Source organism: Sporosarcina sp. SAFN-010 (assembly GCF_059415065.1).
The window spans coordinates 18,659-38,628 of record NZ_JBPFDS010000023.1 but is presented as its reverse complement, the minus strand read 5'-3'; the positions used below and the strand labels follow the sequence as shown (position 1 = coordinate 38,628).

Here is a 19,970-nt window from a genome sequence, read left to right as displayed (position 1 = left end):
TTGATACTTTCCTTCATAAGCTTCATTATTAATCTTATAAAAGACTTGACTCGAGGTAAGAAAGCGTCCGCTCGCAGCGAAGATCAACTTTTATAGTTAATCCAATTGTAAAAGAAAAAAGACTGCAGTCCCCCCCTTGATAACAGGAGTTTGTCTACAGTCTTACGCATTGCTGAATGAGCAATGCACTTTTGATGTATCTAGTGGCAATTTCTATCTTCAGGTCAACTAGTCATTTACTATTTAAGAACACTAATGAGTGATCACTTTATACTACTGGATATAAACAGGGAGGCATCTTGTTTGATGAAAATACGACTTCCATGGTGGAATGTTCTAATTTCAGCTGTCTTGAATCCAACTTCTTTCAATTTGTTTTTCAACTCTACATGTGAAAAACCGTTGTGAACTTTCGGATGATCTATTTGCTCGTTTTTATCGAAATCTACTATAATAAGCTTGCCATCCTTATTTAGAATATTGAATAGTTCTGTTAATATCTTATTAGTATCCGGAATAAGAAGTAGAACTAGTGACATGATAACGATATCTGCATTAAGTTCAGGAGTATCTTCAGTAAAATCCGAGTGAAGTACTTGTGAATTTAGAATTCCTTTTTGCGAAATTTTTGCTTTCGATATCTCCAACATTTGTTTAGATGAATCTATTAACAAAATAGAATCGACTAAATCGGATAACTCTAAACTGATTAGACCTGTACCACTTCCATAGTCGATTAAAGACTTTGTTTCACTATTTCGTAATTCCTTTTTTACTTCCTGAACGATGATTTTTGCTAATTCTTGTCTTTCTTCTGTATCATATTTTTTAGCCATCTCTTCAAAGACATTCGTATCCATGTTTCATGCTCCCATTATAATAAGTCCGACTATCATAACAGAAATCATATCGAATGGGACAGATTCAAAACTGCATCTCTTGAAATTAACTCGTTTCCTTTATCTTGGATCGATGAAAAAAACGCACTGCTGAGAGCAATGCGTTTTGGTCCTTCCTTCCATTATTCTTACTTAGAGATCTCCGCCACATAATCCGCCAACAAACGTGCGCCATAACCCGTTGCTGTTTTTGGATAATAGCCCGAGTTTGATGTCTTTTGCATCATTCCCGCCATATCCACGTGCAACCAGCGTGTACCCTTGGATACGAAACGACGCAAAAAGAGTGCGGCAGTAATCGAACCTGCAAAGCTGAGTGAACTGATGTTATTGAAATCTGCATAATCACTTTGCAGGGTTTCATCGTACGCATCGATTAACGGCATTGGCCATACCGCATCTCCGTTTTTTGCACCAATCTCTTTCATCTTGGTAGCAAGTTCATCATCACCAAACACACCTGCGATATCAGATCCTAGTGCATTTTCGATTGATCCAGTTAATGTTGCGATGTCCACTACATAGGCTGCGTTCAGTTCGCCAGCGCGAAGCAATCCATCTGCTAAAATCAAACGTCCCTCAGCATCTGTATTGCCCACTTGGACTGTGTGACCGTTTTTGTATTGAATGACTTCGCCCGGCAACACAGCTGTATTATCTGGAGTATTTTCAACCATTGGTATCAATGCAACAACGTTGACATCAGCTTCAATTTCTACAAGTAGCTTCATAGCTCCTGCAACCGCAGCCGATCCACCCATGTCCATTCTCATATCACTTAAATCTTTCCCACTCTTCAAGCTAATTCCGCCCGTATCGAACGTGACGCCTTTACCTACTAGTGCAACTAAAGGTTTCGATGGATTTTTGCAATAAGAGACTTCTACAAACGATGGAGCATATCGGCTTCCTCTGCCGACAGTAAGGACGCCATTCATCTTCATCTCTTCAAGCTTCTCTTTGTCATGAACGATGACTTTCGCATCGGTATCTTGGAACACTTCTTTCAGACGCTCTGGATAAGATTCTGGGTTCAATACATCTGATAATTCATTCATCAGATCACGTGAATACGAAACAGCTTCAGCACGTTGCTCTCCAGTTTGAACAGCTTTTTCAGATGCACCTTCAATTATTAATTTAGTACTGAACGGTTCTGCATCCGATTTGTACGTTAGGAACTGATAAGCTCCTAAATGCCAGCCTTCTACAAACGCCGTGATCGCTTGTTCTGTTTCTACACCTGAAAATTGCTTACCGAGTGCACTAACTTCTAGTGTTGCTGAAGATACTTTCGCACGGCTCAATTCTCTAGCTGCAGTTCCCGCCATCGCACGAACGGTTTCCAGGCAACCTGTTTTCCCGTCTTTCACTGACATTACATACCATTGATGCCCTTCTGAAAAGACTGCACTTCCAGAACCTGCATGTATTTGGTTAACAAACGTTTTCAGACCCTCACTTTGTTGAATTACCGTATCTTGTGAAAATAGCAACTTCACTTCAGTCATTATCGTTATCCCCATTCTTCAATAGATTCGTTATGTAACTAATAATCCTTCACTAGTGTACCATGTGAAAACAGAGGATTCTAATAATTGATAGCATACAAAAAACCATCCCGAGTAAAGGAATGGTTTAACTATTAATGGAGCCCATCGCTCCTGTATCCTGAACGTTTTCAAAATTTCCAGCACCCGTACGTTTCTTAATCTCTTCATCTGAAAGGGGTGGTGTCACTTTGCCTTCTTCCACAGGGGTTTCATCTAGATAATGAGTTTTCTCTAAAGCTCGATTTTTAGCATCCATCTGCCTTCCATATTGTTCCGCCTCGTTTACAGTCATTTGACTATTCTCAGGTGTATTCAACCAAATCTCTCCCTTCTGAATCACTTACTTTTTTTTAAGTATTCCCTAGAAAGTTTGACTAAAAACATCCGAAAGACTGAAAAAATGATTTTTTATAGGTTGCTGTGATACGCTCTAACTAAGTGGGGTGAAGAAAGATGAAAATATTAGTCGATGCCGATGGATGTCCCGTCGTTGACATCACCATTAGTACTGCAAAGGTCCATCAAATCCCTTGTTTGCTGATTTGCGACACCGCTCACGAAATGGTTCGCGATGGTGCTGAAACAATCGTTGTTTCCAAAGGAGCGGATGCGGTAGACTTTGTTCTTGTGAACCGTATTCAACCCAAAGACATTGTCGTCACCCAAGATTATGGTCTTGCTGCCATGGCGCTAGCTAAAGGAGGGCGTCCGATAGACCAAAATGGAAGATGGTACACGGACGCAAACATCGATCAGCTGTTGTATTCCCGGCACTTTGCTCAAAAAGTTCGCCAAGCGGGAGGTCGCTTAAAAGGACCTAAAAAACGCTCCGTTGAACAAAACGAAGCGTTCCAAAGTAGCCTTTCGAAGCTTATTTCGCAGTAACAATTATGCGTTTCGTTCAGGCTTGTACTCATAATCCTTTAACTCTCTGCATACCATTATTTCGTTAAGGTGTAATTTGAAGAACACAAATATCCGAATCGGTCTCTGCGAACAAACTATGTTTCTCGTTAGGGGCCATGTGAAGGATATTTTCCTCTGATACCGTAACTGGAGTGCCTTCAACCGTAAAACGAACTTTCCCTTTTCTAACGATGATTAGAACTTCTCTGTCTGAATCATGCTCAGACACTTCTTCTCCTGCGCGTAGCTGGATATTTAATACTGTGGCATTTGGAATCGCACATACTTGTTCTACAGATTTCGCTTTACTGTCAAGTTTCCTTAGTGTTTCAATCAGCTTCAACATAATCCTCTCCTTTTGTTGGTTTGTGTTAGACGATAAATAGCCATTTATTTTTCTTCCATAGTTACTTGCATTTATCCTTGTTCTAGTTAGAGTACAAGTCTCCTCATAGCTTTCTCATTTATTGTTTAATAACGTTTACACGACCTTGTTTTAGGAAATTAGTGAACTAAAGACAATAGGAGGTCCACTCATGCCCCAAATCGTATCCGTAAGCACACATTTACCACCTAATCTTATTAAACAGGAAGAAGCCGTTGAATTATCACGTTCGGTTTTCAGTGGACGTTTCAAAGATATTGAACGGCTGTTAACTGTGTTTCAAAACGGTGATATTGAACAGCGTAATGTCTGCATGCCTCTCGATTGGTATGGGCAAACCCATGATTTCGAAGAGCGTAACGAGTTGTACATATCACATGCGATTGAATACGGCACAGCTGCAGTCACTGAGTGTCTCGAATCCAGTATGCTAGATCAGAAAGTAGACTACAAAGATATTGATGCCATCATTTTTGTTTCAAGTACAGGCATTGCCACCCCTAGTATCGATGCACGCATTATGAATAATCTACCCTTTCGCGATGATGTAAAACGTATTCCTCTATGGGGGCTTGGCTGTGCAGGTGGCGCTTCAGGGCTAAGTCGTGCCAATGAATTCTGTATGGCATATCCAGAAGCGAATGTGCTCGTCCTAGCGATTGAATTGTGCAGTCTGACTTTCCAGAAAGACGATTATTCAAAGAGCAATCTCGTTGGTGTTTCGTTATTTTCAGACGGAGTCGCTTGTGCACTTATTGTTGGTGATCAATCCAAGTTACGTTCGAAACAAGTTCGCCCATCCATTGTTGCGACGACCTCAAAGCTAATGCCTGATTCTGAAGACGTTATGGGATGGGATGTAAAAAATAGCGGATTGTACGTCGTCTTCTCCAAAAGTATTCCTGTCATCATCAGTGACTGGCTTGGGCCGTTTGTTCATCAATTTTTAAACAAGTATAACCTCACAGACAAAGACATTTCCCATTTCGTCGCCCACCCTGGCGGAAAAAAAGTGTTAGAAGCGTACGAAGAGGCGCTCAACTTCAATAGTTCAATGACTGAGATATCAAGGAATGTATTACGGATGAATGGAAACATGTCGTCCCCCACAGTTCTTTACGTATTAAAGGAATTCATGGAAGCAAAGCCTGCAAAAGGGGAATACGGTGTGCTCGCTGCCCTCGGTCCAGGATTTTGCGGGGAACTTCAATTGCTGAAATGGGAATGAGGTGGATACATTGTTCTTCTGGATTGTAATTTCAATCGTCATTCTTCAACGACTTGCGGAGTTAGTCATTGCTAAAAACAACGAGAAACGGATGAAAGCTCAAGGGGCATACGAAGTCGGTGCGAGTCATTACCCTGCTATTGTTCTTCTTCATACTGCCTTTTTTGTTTCCTTACTAGTAGAAGTACTCATCCGAAAACCAGTATTATCGCCAATCTGGGGTATTTTATTGACGATATTCTTGTTAACACAGGTGTTGCGGATTTGGTGTCTTTCTTCACTCGGAAAGTATTGGAACACTAAAATCATCATCCTTCCAGGTGCAGATGTTGTCATGAAGGGACCTTATAAATTCATCCGACACCCTAACTATGTCATCGTTGCGACAGAAATTCTTGTCCTCCCAATGATATTCGGTGCTTATTTCACAGCAATTGCCTTCACCTTATTGAATGCCTGGATGATGTCCGTCCGCATCCCACAAGAAGAACAAGCCTTGAAAGATGCGACTAACTACAAAGAAAAGTTTTCATTGGAATGAACAAAAGCAGTGGCTCAAGTTTTGAGCCGCTGCTTTTTGTATATTATGAATGGGACTCTTTTGTTGAGTCTTCATACGTTAATGTTTTGCCAAACACACTGAACAAAATGGTCAAAACCGGTGAGAATAGACAGAAGAACGCAAATCCGAAGTAATCGACTACAGGTACACCTAGTACATCCGCAATGAATATCCCGCAAACACTCCAAGGTACGAGTGGATTGACGACAGTCCCTGCATCTTCCATGACACGGCTCAAATTCTTACTCGCAAGCCCTAACTTTTTAAACTGACCTTGAAACGCTTGCCCAGTTAGTAAGATTGACAAATATTGTTCGCCTATCAGTACGTTGATGCTGATCGCCGTTAACGCAGACGCCCCAATTACTGAACTTGCAGAGCGTAAGGATTGCTCCACCTTCTCAAGTAAGGTTTGTACAATTCCTAGCTTAAACAACAACCCGCCCATAGTAAGAGCTAAGATGACGAGCGTAATTGTGAAGAACATGCTACTAATGCCGCCACGAGTTAGTAAGCTGTCTACCGCTTCGACGCCTGTTTCGGACTTGAAACCATCAAAGAGGATTGCAAAAACTTGTGAGACACCATATGCATGTAAGGCACATCCGATCGCGACTGCTGAAGCTGTACTTGCCGCCAACGTTAAAAGTGCCGGGACTTTCATCAACGTCAAAACAATAAGTACTACTAATGGCAAGAATGATATCCAGTTAACGAGCCCGGTTTCCGCTAGTGCCTCCTGAAACGACCGGATTGTATCCAATTTAGCATCTCCTGCTGAGGGTGAAAGAATCGCAAATATCCCAAACGATAGGACAAATGCCGGAACGGTCGTCCACATCATATTTCGAATATGAGCGAACAAGTCGACCCCGACAATCGATGAAGCCAAGTTGGTCGTATCGGATAAAGGAGACATTTTATCCCCGAAGAATGCACCTGATACAATCGCTCCTGCAGCAATGGCTGGAGATAGACCGAGTACTCCTGACATACTGAGCAACGCTACACCAACCGTCGCGACAGTTGTCAACGAGCTACCGATTGATATCCCGATAATCGCGGTTACTGTGAACGCAATCGCGTAAAAGTAAGACGGGGTAATGAGTTGAAAACCAGCATTGATCAAGCTTGGAATCGTTCCGCTCATCATCCAACTACTAATGAGCATGCCGATGAAGAAGAACAAAAACACTGCGCCCATACCTGCTCCGGAACCTTCTGTCATTCCGTCTTGGATATTACGGTAAGATACTTTTTTGACTAATCCATATCCGATTAAAAGTAAAATGGATGCCAAAATCGGTAAATGTGGAACAGCTCCAAATCCGATAATACTTGCACTAATCATGCAGATGATCACGGCAATCAGTGAGATGGACTCTGTGAATGTAGGTTTGAGTAATGGTTGAATGTGAAACATGACGGTGTCCTCCTCGGTTTTTGCGTACAAAAAAACTCCATTCGTTCCCTATAACAGGGACGAAGGAGTTCTCCGCGGTACCACCCATGTTGACAAGCTGATATCGCTTATCCACTTCATTGGATTCAAAGATTGCTTGTTGACGTAATTCATGAACGAAGTGCCTGGACTTACACCATCTATCCAGTCTCTGGTTGCTGCTTGCTTTGTTCACTACTGCATCATCACTTTGAATGGCTATTTACTTTTCGGTTTGAATGATTATTGAAATCTTACCATGACTTTTAAGTTTGTCAAGTTATACAATATTAAATCATAGAATCAACATTACACACTGCCGCTGTTTTCCGCTTCAGGTGGACGCTGGCCTACAGGACGTAGGTCATGCAACCGTTGCGGCAGGACGCCGCGAACTTAGGTTGTTCTCACTAGTGATCCCTCCGGAGTCGCCACCTTCCGCTTCAAACAACTAATGTAAGGTTTACAATAAAGTGAACGAACCATCAGATAAAAAATTTATCTAGGTTCACAAGCGACGCCATCTTTGTCTCCATCCATTCTTTCACTGTAGGCGGGATGTCCTTTTTTTACACCAGTTGGATAGACTTTCCGAAGCTCTGTACAATTTGCAAACTGTTCAATAGGCTGTGTGGAGGGCTTTTTCATATCGGGCTTGGAAGAGGACTCACTCTTTACAGGATATGTGTCACTGTCAAATCCACGATCAGTTGCATAATCTTCTAACGTCCAAATTCCAACGCCTTTTTTCTTTGCTTCGTTTTGAACTTTTTCATATTCATCTAGATGGCGCGTGTTCGGTGGATACACATAAGCAACTCGGGCGAGTCCTTCTGATAATAACTTCTCTTGAACGCTTTCCCCGTCTATGTAAATATAGGCAAGTAATCGACCGTATTTATCGTACTTCTGCCCAATATCGAGCTCAATTTCCAGCTTTCCACTATTCATCAGTTCTTGGTTACGTCGCTTCGCTTCTTCTCCGAAAGGTTGTTTCCCTAGTCTCGGATGGTTTGTCTCTGGTGTATCGATGAGTAAGTAACGGATATTCGTTTCTTTCCCCTCATACATAATCTTAATTGTGTCGCCGTCTATCGTTTTGACTAACTCAACTGGGATCAGACCGTCACGTGTAGGTGCTGCCTCTTCTTCTTGAAAGAAAAAATAATAGGCGCCTGCCAGTAATACAGCCACAATCAGTGCGGATAGACTCCCTTTTCCTTTACTTTTTTTACTCTTTCGTTGTGCCATAATTATTCAGTCCTCACTCGTTTGTTCATTCCTCCTAGTTTACCAGGTTGTCAAACGAAAGAAAAGCAGCTGCCCCACAGGACAACTGCTCAATCAAATAAGTCAATACTCACTTCTTTGTTCATTCAGAGGTTTCATAGTCTTTATATAATTCGTATAAGGATATGAGCCAAATCTATCATAGTCTTTATTCAATTTTCCCAATCTATATTTTCTCTTTTGTTTGACCAAAGGAAACTAGGTGTGAGTCTATTCTTCAGCTTAAATATTAATATGATTTACCATCTTCATTAGCTCACTTCTTTAACAGCTTCCGTTTGTTGTGTTGCAGCAAGTCTCGTCCTTATTTGTAGATTCTAGGTTTATACTGCACACTCCGGTCTCGGGCAAATCTAGTTCCACATTCTTCGCGGATTCAAAATCTCCTGTCAGATAGGCTACAACTGATCGTACTTGTTCATAACCTGTCGCCATTAGGAAGGTTGGAGCACGTCCATAGCTTTTCATGCCGACGATGTATAGATTTTTTTCTGGTAGTCTCAACTCCTCTTCACCGTGCGGTCGAACCGTCCCACAGCTGTGGAGGTTTGGATCAATTAGTGGGGCTAGCGTACTGATACTCTCAGTTGCTGCATCAATATTTAACCTTACTTCACTTAAGAAAGAAAAGTCAGGGCGGCTCCCCGTATTGACAATCAGCTCATCTATACCATTAATTGAAAAGCTTTCTCCATTTAAGTCTCCACTTAGTTTCAAAGAGCTTTCATTTTTCTCTACACTATGGATTCTAAAAGGTGTGTAAACCTGAACACGGCCTGAACTTACCAATTGATGGATCCGGGTTCCAAGTTCACCACGTGCTTGGAGTGCATCCTTCTCTTCACCACCATATGCTTCTTCCACACTATTTTTACGAAGAATCCATGTTATTTTTAGATCAGAATGTTTTTCATTCAACTCAGATAACTCCAGAATGGTATTGATTGCGGAATGTCCGCCCCCGATGACTGCCACTCTTTTTCCAATAAACCTTTCATACTCATTACCATTAATGTTTGGAATGCCATAAAATATCTGGTTTTCAAAAGACCTCTCTTCCTGCGTCCAAATACCAGTGGAATTCATGGGATTCGGTTGTCCCCATGTTCCTGTAGCATCGATGACTGCTTTCGCTTCGATCTGCTCTGTTTGACCCTGTGTTTCAATATAAAGCACAAAAGGAATGTTCTCCCTATTGGCTGATTTCGTCTTATCAAACCCTTTTCTACTAATAGAAATCACCTTAGTATTCAGTTGAATTGAAGGTCTGATTTGTGGTAATTCAGCAACTTGTAGTAGGTAATTTCCCACTAACTCTTTACCAGTTGGGAGCACTTCAGGAGTTGGTGCATCCCATCCATTTTCTTCAAGTAACTCTCTGGCTACCTTATCGATATTATATTGCCAAGGCGAAAACAAACGAACGTGACCCCACTGCAAAACATGATGTCCTACACGTGGACCGGCTTCTAAAACGATAAAATTCTCTCCTGCCTTTGCCAGGTGGGCGGCGGCGGCTAATCCAATAGGACCAGCTCCAATGATAGCAATTGGCAGCGACGAGTGTTCTTTTTTCTCACTTTTGGTAGTTATTGGTAATTTAGCATTTGAACAACATGCAGTTTGATTTTTCATGATAATACCTCCACGTATTATGTAATAGTTTTAAATTTTGTGTTTGAATTCGGCTAGAACAGGGATTTCACAACAACTCCCACACCTTTATTAATAAAGGATGTAAAAGTAACAGAAAACGGTCTATTTAATTGTTGGTTCAAAAATTTCACTTTCAATTCCATTCAATATCTGTCATAAGTGTATAAACATAAGCTTATATATCGTACGCAAAAAAAACGATACAAGTCTCCATGGACGGTTTCTTATTCACCTGTTTTGGCGAACAGTTCAATCCTTGCGCCTATTTCATCTCGTACACGCAGGAAGAATGCCCACTTCTCTTCATCTGTTCCTTCTGCTTTTGCAGGATCATCAAATCCCCAATGCTCACGATGTACATGAGGTGGTGTCATTGGGCATTTGTCAGCAGCATCCCCACAAAGAGTGACAACAAAATCTACATTATTTAAGAGTTGAGGATCTATAATATCCGAGGTTTGTCTTGAAATGTCAATCCCAATTTCATACATAGCTTTCACCGCATTCGGATTTACTCCATGTGCTTCAATGCCTGCACTAAGAACTAGCCAATCTTCACCAAGAATCTTTTTCCCCCATCCTTCAGCCATCTGGCTTCGGCATGAGTTACCTGTACATAAAAAATAGATTGTTTTTTTCGGCACTACTGTGCTCCCCTTTCTTTTTTCATATTAGACTACCAATAACCACAAATAGAGGCCCATTAATGTAACAAACAAAGTAGGAATTGTTAAGATGATACCGATTTTGAAATAGGTTCCCCACCGGATTTTCACACCTTTTTGTGATAGGACATGCAACCACAAAAGAGTTGCGAGTGACCCGATTGGTGTGATTTTCGGACCAAGATCAGCTCCAATCACATTCGCGTAAATTAAAGCCTCTCGAATTGGACCAGAAGTCGTTGTCTCAGCAATCGCCAGCGCATCGATCATGACAGTGGGCATATTATTCATGATGGACGAAAGGAATGCTGCTATAAACCCCATGGACATCGTGGCGGTAAATAAGCCTTGGTCGGCAGCCCATTGAATCACATCCGCCAATACACTCGTCAAGCCAGCATTTTTCAAGCCGTACACAACGACATACATGCCTATAGAGAAGAATACAATCGCCCAGGGTGCACCTTTCAACACTTGTTTCGTCTGAACCGCTGAACTCTTTTTTGCCATGTACAAGAAGAAAAGGGCTACGATTCCTGCAACAAATGAGACTGGTACCCCGATAAATTCGCTTGTGAAGTAACCTATTAGTAAAATGCTAAGAACAACCCAAGATAGTCGAAACATCTTGTGATCTTTTATCGCTTCACTCGGTGTTTTTAGTGCAGAAACTTCATAGTCGCCTGGAATACTTTTACGGAAGAATAGATATAACACTAGAATACTTGCCACTAAAGCAAACAGATTCGGAACGATCATCCTAGATGCATACTCTACAAATCCGATATCAAAAAAGTCCGCGGAAACGATATTCACCAAGTTACTCACAACAAACGGTAAGGAGGTCGTATCAGCTATGAATCCACTAGCGATTATAAACGGAAAAATCATTTTCTCACTGAAATTCAAGTTCCGAACCATCGCTAGAACAATAGGTGTCAGTATTAATGCAGCGCCATCATTTGCAAATAATGCCGCAACGATAGCACCTAGAATACTAACGTAAACAAACATACGGACTCCGCTTCCTTTAGCGAATCGCGCCATATGAAGAGCAGACCATTCGAAGAAACCAATCTCATCCAATATTAAAGAGATTATAATAATAGCAATAAAAGCAAGTGTTGCATTCCATACAATACCCGTTACATCGGCAACATCTCCAAAATCAACTACACCCAGGAGTAAAGCGATCAAGGCACCGATACAGGCAGACCAACCAATAGACAAATTTTTCGGCTGCCAAATTACAAATATAAGTGTCACAACAAATATCAATGATGCGGTAAAAACTGAAACCAATGTACGTTCCTCCTTAATTGCAAGAAATACGCAATCCTTGCGCTTCCAAGTCAACAACCAATCCATTTTGTTCAGGTAAATGATTTAAGATACTTTGAACAAAAGGATAGTCTTCGTGCTCGTTGTTTATCGAGTAAAAGATCCATTGTCCTCTACGTTCTTCTTTCACCAATCCAACATCTCTTAGCTTCCTTAGGTGCTGGCTGATAGCAGGTTGACTCATCTTAAAGATTTCAACGAATTCACACACGCAACAATCATGTGTTTGGAGCAGCTTCATCATTGTTAAACGAGTTTTATCTCCAAGCAACTTCAAAATTTGTGATGCTTTATGCAATTCTACTACCTCTGATTCGTTCACCTATCATCCCTCCATGTCTTTTCTACACTATATAACCATATGCTTATATAAGCAAGTGTATGGTTTTAAAACCACAAAAAAGGACCGACACATGGCAGCCCTGAAAAATCCAAGGTCTTTAACTTTAGAATTATATCCACCTTGTTAACATTATTATTTGTATTCTCACCAACATCTCATAACGTTGCAGACTGAACTACCACTGCTCCTATTTATAGATTTAAACATAATCCTTCTATCTTGCTTTGGCTTTATACAAATTACTAGTTGTTCCAATGTCCTCTGAACTGTGAAGCGAAAGAAAAGCAGCTGCCCTATGGACAGCTGCCTCTTCGTACTTTATCGATCCCAGTGACGGTGTTCTGCCACTGCATTCACAAACTGTTGTGCAAAATCATTATTCTTAGACGAGATAACCCCTGCAGTCATTTCCACGTTGGAATTGTCTACAAATTCTTGGCCTTTTGATAAAATCCCGATCGGTTTAAAATGCTTATACGTTTCGTTCAGGAAGTCGATCGTATCCATTTTGAACTTCTGTGGATTTTCGGCCTCTCCACCTGCAACGACAATTGCATCATACAGAACAGCGTGCATCGTCAAGAACGTTTCGTCCACTTCTGCTTCCAGCCCATTGGCGCCAGTTACCATACCATATTTTTCGCCAATCAAATCCACATTCATGCCTGCATTTAAACAAGCTTCCACGATGGTTTCCACTTCAGAGTCATCGAATTGGTTACCAATTAGGACGCCTACTTTACGCGTATCCGGCAACTTCGCTTTGTTCTCTTGGCTCAATGCAGGTGAACTTTTCGTGACCGTGCTTTCCTCACTGGCATTTGGTGCATGTACACCTACTGCATGAGCAACAGCAGAAGCCAATCCATTATCTACATGTCCAAACATATCCACGACTTGCTGACGTATGTCTTTGTTTTTCACTTTTCCTACTTCAAAGCTAAACGCATCGATAATATGCTTCTTCTCTACAATCGACATACTGTTCCAGAACAATTTCGCTTGAGAGAAATGATCTTTGAACGAATCACTACGGGCTGCGATTTTGCGTCCGTCCACTTTTTCCTGATAGTGAACGTATCCTCCCTCTTCTTTCGTAGAAGTAGATGGGGTATTGTCTGCCAGCGAGTTTTTATGATAAGCCACCTGACCTGTATTGATCGTCTGTCGGCCATAACCATCTCGCTGATTATTATGGAATGGACAAACCGGTCGATTGATGGGCAACTCATGGAAATTCGGTCCACCAAGTCTGATTAGTTGTGTATCTGTGTACGAGAACAAACGACCTTGCAACAACGGGTCATTTGAGAAGTCAATTCCCGGTACAACGTGTCCTGGATGGAAGGCAACTTGCTCCGTTTCCGCAAATACATTATCTACATTCCGATTCAACGTCATTTTCCCAATGATTTTAACGGGAACATCTTCTTCTGGCCATAGTTTGGTAGGATCTAAAATATCGAAGTCAAAGTCGAATTCCTGTGATTCCTCGATGAGCTGAACACCAAGCTCCCATTCAGCATAGTCTCCATTTTCAATGGCTTCCCATAAGTCTCTTCTGTGGAAGTCCGGGTCTTTCCCGCTGATTTTCTGAGCTTCGTCCCAAACAAGGGAATTTACACCCATTTTCGGTTTCCAGTGGAACTTGACGAAGTGGGATTTGCCTTCTGCATTCACGAATCGATACGTATGTACACCGAATCCTTCCATCATGCGCAAACTACGGGGAATTGCTCGGTCTGACATATGCCACATGACCATATGGGCAGACTCTTGGTTATTCGCAACAAAATCCCAGAATGTGTCGTGTGCCGATGCTGCTTGAGGCATCTCATTGTGAGGTTCCGGTTTTACAGCGTGTATTAAGTCCGGGAATTTAATAGCATCTTGTATAAAGAAAACCGGCATGTTGTTTCCTACAAGATCATAATTTCCTTCGTCTGTGTAAAACTTCACTGCAAATCCACGAACATCCCGAACCGTTTCTGCAGATCCTTTGCTTCCTGCCACTGTTGAAAAGCGAGTGAAAACAGGTGTTTTCTTACCTGGAGTTTGTAAGAAATCCGCTTTTGTATACTCACTCATTGATTCGTATAATTCAAATTCTCCGTGAGCTGCATAGCCTCTCGCATGGACAATCCTTTCTGGGATCCGTTCATGGTCAAAATGGGTCATCTTTTCACGGAAATGGAAGTCTTCCATGAGTGTTGGTCCACGTTCTCCTACTTTCAGAGAGTGTTCATCTTCTGACACTTTCAAGCCTTGGTTAGTTGTAAGTGATTTGTTTTTGTCGTCTGTTCGAAATGTCTCGAGTTGACGGTGTTTTTTGTTCTGTTCTTCATTTTGTTTTTGCAAGCTTGTCCGCCTCCGTTCAAGAATATCAGTCACAAGTCTATTCCCGAACAGCGACTTCCTAAACTGTTACTCTAGAAAAAAAGTACCGCCAATATATCCCACATAGACAAATGCAATTCCCAAAATGATAGAACCCATCAGATAACCCATTGACTTTCCTAATTTTTGAAGACGCACCATCCCTAATATTTCTTTCAGCCAAGTGGAAAATGTCGTCAATGCCCCTGCCACTCCGGTTGCGAGCAAAAAAGTTAGTGATGGAGAAAGTTGCAACCCAACCACGAGACCGATGAGGAGGCAACCAAGCAAATTGACTAGAAGCGTCCCATATGGAATAAGTGAATTCGTATTCAATTTTTTAGATACAAAATAGCGAATGATTGCACCTGTGAATCCCCCTGCCGCAACAGCTACTAAATCTATCCACGTCATCCTTGCTGTCCCCTTCCGCCAAGTTGAATTCCGAGTGCACCTGCGAACAATCCGAATAGTAGACTGCAGACCACATATAACAACGCCATTCCTATGTTAGATTGCATTAGCGTCAACGTCTCATAACTAAAAGCCGAGAATGTTGTAAATGAACCTAGAAAACCGACCGTGATCGCGTCATATGTCGTTTTGTTAACGAGTGTCCAGTGAAGGGTTCTTTCAACAAGAAAACAAAGAATGAAGGTACCAACAATGTTCGCCACAAATGTCCCTACAGGAAATCCATTTGTCATAGGCACGAGCATTCCGATATAAGTTCGGGCTAATGCTCCTAATGCGCCAGCTGCACCTATTGCTAGTATCGTTCTCATAGGTCAGCCGACTCTAACATTCGCTTTTCCAGCACGGGTTGTAATGCCAGTCGCTTCGTTGCCGTTGCAAATCTGATTTCGATAGACTCCGCACTCACATCGACGATTTCCCCTTTACCAAAAACTCGGTGTTTGACAAGTTTACCCGTTTCTAACAGTTTGAGATCTCCAATTCCATTCGGATTAACCGCAACAGATTTTGGTGCTGATTTAGCCAAGCTACTCGTTTGTTTCGTGGAATCGGTGCGCTTCGGCAACAAAATCCCTCTTACTTCATTCACAAACTTAGAGTCCTCCTTCGACTTCCCGTCATCTGAAGAACAAGACAGCAATTCAAGGCGTTCTTTTGCTCGGGTCATGCCAACATAAAATAAGCGTCGTGCTTCTTCTAACAACAGTGTATCAGTGAGGTCTTCCTCCGACGGAATGGTGCCTTTTACAAGGTCAATCATAAACACCCGTTTAAACTCCAATCCTTTGGCACTATGGAAAGTCGATAGCGTCACTGCTTGTCCAACAGGCTCTTGTTTTGCTTCCTGCACGGCTTCTTCAAGCGTTTTCAGCTGTTCTGCGAACTCAACCATACTCCTCGTCTGTTCAGCAATTCCTTCTAACGTATCTAAAATCCCTTTTAAACTATCCGCACGGTAGCCGAACTTCGTCGACATACTCACTAGGCTTTCTTCGTAGCTGAGTTCGTAGCGGATCATGCGGATGATTTGTGCAGGTCTCATATCCGGTATCTTTTTGTACACATCTCTATATGCATCGAGTTTCCTAACCTGGCTGTCTTTTAAAACCGCCATCTCTTTGAATGCTTCGAATACATTCCCCTCGATTGTACTTCGTTCAAACTGCTGTAACGTCGACTTCGATACAAATAACTGCATTTTCCCTGCAACCTTCGCAAAAATATCTTTTCGCTCCAGGTTAAAACTTAGCCGCATGAAGTTAAGAATATCTTGAACAACCCAATGGGAGAAAAATTTATCGTCTGCATCTTTCATGTAAAACGGGATGCCCCGACGGTGGAGTTCATTAACAAATGGAGTAGAGGACGCGTTATTCCTGAACAGGATTGCCACTTCACTTAAATCCTCTTCAGCAAGAAGTTCGTACGTGACATATTCCAGTTGTTGCTTCGGATCATTTAAACGCCGTAGCTGAATCGCTCCTCTTGACCCGTTTTCCGTATGCATCTTTTTATCCCACCGTTTTTTATTGCGTTTGATGAATGCTGCGGAAGTTGTCACGATTTCAGAAGAGGAACGATAGTTTTGCTCCATATATAAAAGCTTAGCTTCCGGATAAACGAGCTTGAAGTCCATTAAGTAATCAGGATCCGCACCTCTCCATGCATAGATCGATTGGTCATCATCTGCAACGACACAAAGGTTTCCATGCATTGCTGTCAGGTGTTCCACGATTTTGTGCTGGACGAGTGAGGTATCCTGACTCTCGTCGGTCAGAATGTAGTCATATTTCGTTTGGAATTCTGCACCGAGATCTTCATCCGTTCTCATAGCTTGTTCAGCCGCCAATAAAAGATCATCAAAGTCGAGCAATGTGGTTTCGACAGACGCATTCTTTACCGTTTCATACTGACGTGCTATTTTCGCAGCTTGCTCAAATGGCTCATCCTTTTCCGTCCACTTTTCTGTAGGGACCATTTGGTTCTTCATTAAACTAATATAGGTTGATAAAGAATTCAGCTGATCTTCTGTCGCATTTTCCTTCAGCACAAAACGGCATGCCGCTTTCAAAGCATTTTGTTTAGGATATCCTTCCAGCAATGTGAATTGTCGCCCTTGTTTTGCTAGCCACTTTTTAGAAATCGTAAAGGCTAAGCTGTGGATCGTGGAAAAGTCTGCAGCAGGTAGTTCCGGAAACAATGCAGAGAACCGTTTCAGCATATCCCTCGCAGATGCTTTGCTGAACGTGATTGCTTTAATACGTTTTGGTTTAATCCCAAGTTCTTCTATTAAATAACCGATGCGCATAATAATGGTCGTCGTTTTTCCGGAACCTGGACAAGCCAGGAGAAGTAGTGGGCCTTCCGTTGTCAGTACCGCTTGTTTTTGCACATCGTTCAATTGGATATTTAGCTGTCTTTTTTTACGTTCAAAAAAATCTTCCATGCACATCAAATCTCCCTTAATAATACGTTCCTTTAAATTTATCATAAAACGCGGTATATGAAGACTAGAACGAAGTAAAAAACCTCCGCACAATTTCTGCAGAGGTTTGGTAGGTACTTTGTAGTAAAGTTAAAAGCCACCTGTTTCTAGACGATCGTTTTGCAAATCGACTTTCTTTTTATCACTACCTGTGTAAGCAGTCGACGCAACTTCGCCGGTTCGCCGCTGACCGTCCGTGTACTCCGTTCCAGCCATACTACCTGTCTGTTGTTTTGCTCGACTCTCTTTGCCTGTTTGCTTTTCAGTCAATGCCGCCACTCCTTTTCTAAGGTGTCTAATGCTAGCATGTCTCAAAAGCATTTGGCTTAGTCAGGTGAAATATTCCTTTTCAGTACAAATGATTACTTAGGATTCCCGATTTCATTGAATGGATAAAAACGGAATTTCACTTTACCAACTACAGATTCTTCATCTATACTTCCGAAGATTCGACTATCCATACTGTTTACACGATTATCTCCCATAACGAACAATTTACCTTCAGGGACGTTCACTTCGAAGTCCTGTGTCAATTTCTGCCCTTCTGGAAGTGCTGCTTTGTTTGAATCCAAGTAAGGCTCTTTATACTTTTCCCCATTGATGGATAACACATCATTTTCCATTTTTACCGTATCACCTGGTAGCCCGATTACCCGCTTAATGAAGTCCTCTTCGGCATTTGGTGCATGGAATACAATCTTATCAAAGTGCTCAAGTGATGATATTTTTGAAATGACAACCCGATTATGATCGTGATACGTCGGTTCCATCGATTCTCCTGATACAATGACCGGTGTAAATAAGAATTGTCTTACGATGAATGCTACAAGTACTGCGACAATCAAAGACTTGCCCCATGACCAAAATTCTTTCTTTGACTCTGCTTCCATAGTTGACCCTCCGTTTTTCAATTTTCAATCACATACCCAAGTGAGCGTAATACATTGTCGATGAACGACTTTGTATATAATAAGACTTCTTCACGTTCCGGTTCATGATAGACGTCATGATATAAATGACGCCATTCTTTAAACTGGAATTCACTTAAATTTTGACGTTTCATCCACTTCTTCGATTCAGCAGTATCTGTCATCCGATCCTCTCCACCAGTGTGTAGGAGCAACGGTACATCTTGTATCGATTTCTCTGTCTGAAGAGTGCCTTTCATGAACGATGTGAGTTCTTTATACCAACCACCAGTCATAACCGATCTCACGTCGGAAGCATGACGGGTTTTTGGACGCTCTTCAGGGTTTTTAGTGAGCATGTCATATGTAACACCATGATCCAATTTCATAGAAGATGCTAAACGTGTCAGAATCGATGAAAATTTAGGTGGATGGTGGATCAGCGAAAGCCAAGGTGAACTGATGATAAGCCCTGCGCATTCAATTCGTTGCCGCTGAAGTAAATGAATCATAACTGTAGCGCCTAAACCATGTGCCAGAACTAGGACAGGAACACTTTCCTTCAATCCCGCATCTATCATTTTTTTTGCAAACTCTACATACGAATCGAAAGTCTCATCATGAGGATTCCCTTTCTCATCTGGGCCATGACCAGGTAAATCCCCCGTAATTACGTCAAATCCTGAAATTCTTAATCGTTGAATCAGCCATGCATATCGCTGATGGTCTTCGTACGCGTTATGTACAATGACAATGACTGCTTTTGCTTGTCCGTCTGCTTCCCATTTCCACATAGCGCTTCCCTCCATTTATTCCAATACTTTAAACTCCTTTTTGTACAAGGTCCTAAAACTTTGATAGGATTATTATACATCAATGTACAACAAGGAGGGCATTTTCATGATTGTTCCATATAAGGATGTTTGGCCAAACATCGATGAAACCGTATTCGTAGCCGATTTTGCTGTAATTAGTGGAGATGTCACAATCGGCGCTGACTCTTCCGTTTGGTTCAGTACCGTCATTCGCGGCGACGTTGCGCCAACTCGTATTGGTAAACGCGTCAGCATTCAAGACTTATCTTGTCTACATCAAAGTCCTAACAACCCGTTAGTCATAGAAGATGACGTCACAATCGGTCATAAAGTTACGTTACATAGTTGTACGATTAAAAAAGGGGCACTTGTTGGGATGGGTTCAATCATACTCGATGGTGCCGTAATCGGAGAAGGTGCATTTGTAGGTGCAGGCAGTTTAGTTCCTCCAGGGAAAGTCATTCCACCTGGTATGTTAGCACTCGGTTCCCCTGCAAAAGTAGTTCGTGAAGTAACAGACGCAGACCGGGAAGATATGGAAAGAATCGTTGAGAGCTACGTAGAAAAAGGTCAGCATTACAAACAACTTCAAAACTAAGCTGTAAATAAGAAAAGCAAGGGCGCTTAAATCGGCTCCCTT

The 19,970-nt window shown here is 41.8% G+C and carries 21 protein-coding genes; 4 read left to right on the top strand and 17 right to left on the bottom strand.

What is annotated here, in order from left to right; translation table 11 throughout:
• Positions 1-263: 263 nt before the first annotated feature.
• The 3 genes from ACR65F_RS17245 to ACR65F_RS17235 form a co-directional block, all read right to left on the bottom strand.
• Positions 264-860: a class I SAM-dependent methyltransferase gene (locus tag ACR65F_RS17245; RefSeq protein ID WP_440505188.1), complete on the bottom strand. Its 597-nt coding sequence runs from the start codon at positions 858-860 to the stop codon at positions 264-266.
• Between the two features lie 167 nt (positions 861-1,027).
• Positions 1,028-2,410, bottom strand: coding sequence for a leucyl aminopeptidase family protein (locus ACR65F_RS17240; protein ID WP_440505187.1), 1,383 nt, complete (start codon positions 2,408-2,410; stop codon positions 1,028-1,030).
• Positions 2,411-2,537: 127 nt separating this feature from the next.
• Positions 2,538-2,768, bottom strand: coding sequence for a hypothetical protein (locus ACR65F_RS17235; protein ID WP_440505186.1), 231 nt, complete (start codon positions 2,766-2,768; stop codon positions 2,538-2,540).
• A gap of 137 nt (positions 2,769-2,905) precedes the next feature.
• On the opposite strand from ACR65F_RS17235, the gene ACR65F_RS17230 reads away from it, so the two are divergent.
• Positions 2,906-3,337: a YaiI/YqxD family protein gene (locus ACR65F_RS17230; protein WP_039041628.1), complete on the top strand. Its 432-nt coding sequence runs from the start codon at positions 2,906-2,908 to the stop codon at positions 3,335-3,337.
• A 64-nt stretch (positions 3,338-3,401) separates the two neighbouring features.
• On the opposite strand, the gene ACR65F_RS17225 is transcribed toward ACR65F_RS17230, so the two are convergent.
• The gene (locus tag ACR65F_RS17225) at positions 3,402-3,704 is read right to left on the bottom strand and encodes a cupin domain-containing protein (RefSeq protein ID WP_440505185.1); all 303 of its coding nucleotides are present in this window, start codon (positions 3,702-3,704) and stop codon (positions 3,402-3,404) included.
• Positions 3,705-3,894: 190 nt separating this feature from the next.
• Here ACR65F_RS17225 and ACR65F_RS17220 point away from each other — a divergent pair, with 190 nt between their 5' ends.
• Both ACR65F_RS17220 and ACR65F_RS17215 read left to right on the top strand, forming a co-directional pair.
• On the top strand, positions 3,895-4,971 hold the full coding sequence (locus ACR65F_RS17220; protein WP_440505184.1) for a type III polyketide synthase: 1,077 nt from the start codon (positions 3,895-3,897) through the stop codon (positions 4,969-4,971).
• A gap of 10 nt (positions 4,972-4,981) precedes the next feature.
• On the top strand, positions 4,982-5,512 hold the full coding sequence (locus ACR65F_RS17215; RefSeq protein ID WP_440505183.1) for an isoprenylcysteine carboxyl methyltransferase family protein: 531 nt from the start codon (positions 4,982-4,984) through the stop codon (positions 5,510-5,512).
• A gap of 43 nt (positions 5,513-5,555) precedes the next feature.
• Here the strand turns inward: ACR65F_RS17215 and nhaC are convergent, their stop codons facing one another.
• The 13 genes from nhaC to ACR65F_RS17150 form a co-directional block, all read right to left on the bottom strand.
• Positions 5,556-6,956, bottom strand: coding sequence for a Na+/H+ antiporter NhaC (nhaC, locus tag ACR65F_RS17210; RefSeq protein ID WP_039041632.1), 1,401 nt, complete (start codon positions 6,954-6,956; stop codon positions 5,556-5,558).
• Between the two features lie 516 nt (positions 6,957-7,472).
• Positions 7,473-8,225 (bottom strand): thermonuclease family protein, encoded by a 753-nt coding sequence (locus tag ACR65F_RS17205; protein ID WP_440505182.1) that lies wholly within the window; start codon positions 8,223-8,225, stop codon positions 7,473-7,475.
• Between the two features lie 303 nt (positions 8,226-8,528).
• Positions 8,529-9,899 carry an FAD-dependent oxidoreductase gene (locus ACR65F_RS17200; protein ID WP_440505181.1) on the bottom strand — a complete coding sequence of 457 codons (1,371 nt, stop codon included), beginning with the start codon at positions 9,897-9,899 and terminating at the stop codon, positions 8,529-8,531.
• 245 nt (positions 9,900-10,144) lie between these two features.
• A complete protein-coding gene (gene arsC, locus ACR65F_RS17195; RefSeq protein WP_440505180.1) occupies positions 10,145-10,564 on the bottom strand; it encodes an arsenate reductase (thioredoxin) in 420 nt (139 codons plus the stop codon).
• Between the two features lie 27 nt (positions 10,565-10,591).
• Entirely contained in the window at positions 10,592-11,887 is a 1,296-nt protein-coding gene (locus ACR65F_RS17190; protein WP_125102420.1) for an arsenic transporter, read from the bottom strand.
• 13 nt (positions 11,888-11,900) lie between these two features.
• Positions 11,901-12,248: an ArsR/SmtB family transcription factor gene (locus ACR65F_RS17185; RefSeq protein ID WP_025786332.1), complete on the bottom strand. Its 348-nt coding sequence runs from the start codon at positions 12,246-12,248 to the stop codon at positions 11,901-11,903.
• A 339-nt stretch (positions 12,249-12,587) separates the two neighbouring features.
• The gene (locus tag ACR65F_RS17180) at positions 12,588-14,627 is read right to left on the bottom strand and encodes a catalase (protein WP_440505178.1); all 2,040 of its coding nucleotides are present in this window, start codon (positions 14,625-14,627) and stop codon (positions 12,588-12,590) included.
• 66 nt (positions 14,628-14,693) lie between these two features.
• Entirely contained in the window at positions 14,694-15,059 is a 366-nt protein-coding gene (crcB, locus tag ACR65F_RS17175) for a fluoride efflux transporter CrcB (protein WP_440505177.1), read from the bottom strand.
• Entirely contained in the window at positions 15,056-15,430 is a 375-nt protein-coding gene (locus ACR65F_RS17170) for a fluoride efflux transporter FluC (RefSeq protein WP_125102418.1), read from the bottom strand. Before ACR65F_RS17170 ends, crcB begins: the two co-directional genes overlap by 4 nt.
• Positions 15,427-17,568, bottom strand: a complete 2,142-nt coding sequence (locus ACR65F_RS17165; RefSeq protein ID WP_440505176.1) for an ATP-dependent helicase — start codon at positions 17,566-17,568, stop codon at positions 15,427-15,429. Before ACR65F_RS17165 ends, ACR65F_RS17170 begins: the two co-directional genes overlap by 4 nt.
• A 129-nt stretch (positions 17,569-17,697) precedes the next feature.
• Complete coding sequence (locus ACR65F_RS17160; protein WP_440505175.1) at positions 17,698-17,877, bottom strand: hypothetical protein; 180 nt, start codon at positions 17,875-17,877, stop codon at positions 17,698-17,700.
• A 92-nt stretch (positions 17,878-17,969) separates the two neighbouring features.
• On the bottom strand, positions 17,970-18,497 hold the full coding sequence (gene lepB / locus ACR65F_RS17155; RefSeq protein ID WP_440505174.1) for a signal peptidase I: 528 nt from the start codon (positions 18,495-18,497) through the stop codon (positions 17,970-17,972).
• 17 nt (positions 18,498-18,514) lie between these two features.
• Positions 18,515-19,309: an alpha/beta hydrolase gene (locus tag ACR65F_RS17150; protein WP_440505173.1), complete on the bottom strand. Its 795-nt coding sequence runs from the start codon at positions 19,307-19,309 to the stop codon at positions 18,515-18,517.
• Positions 19,310-19,415: 106 nt separating this feature from the next.
• Between ACR65F_RS17150 and ACR65F_RS17145 the strand changes: the two genes are divergently transcribed.
• Positions 19,416-19,928: a gamma carbonic anhydrase gene (locus tag ACR65F_RS17145; RefSeq protein WP_440505171.1), complete on the top strand. Its 513-nt coding sequence runs from the start codon at positions 19,416-19,418 to the stop codon at positions 19,926-19,928.
• Positions 19,929-19,970: the final 42 nt, after the last annotated feature.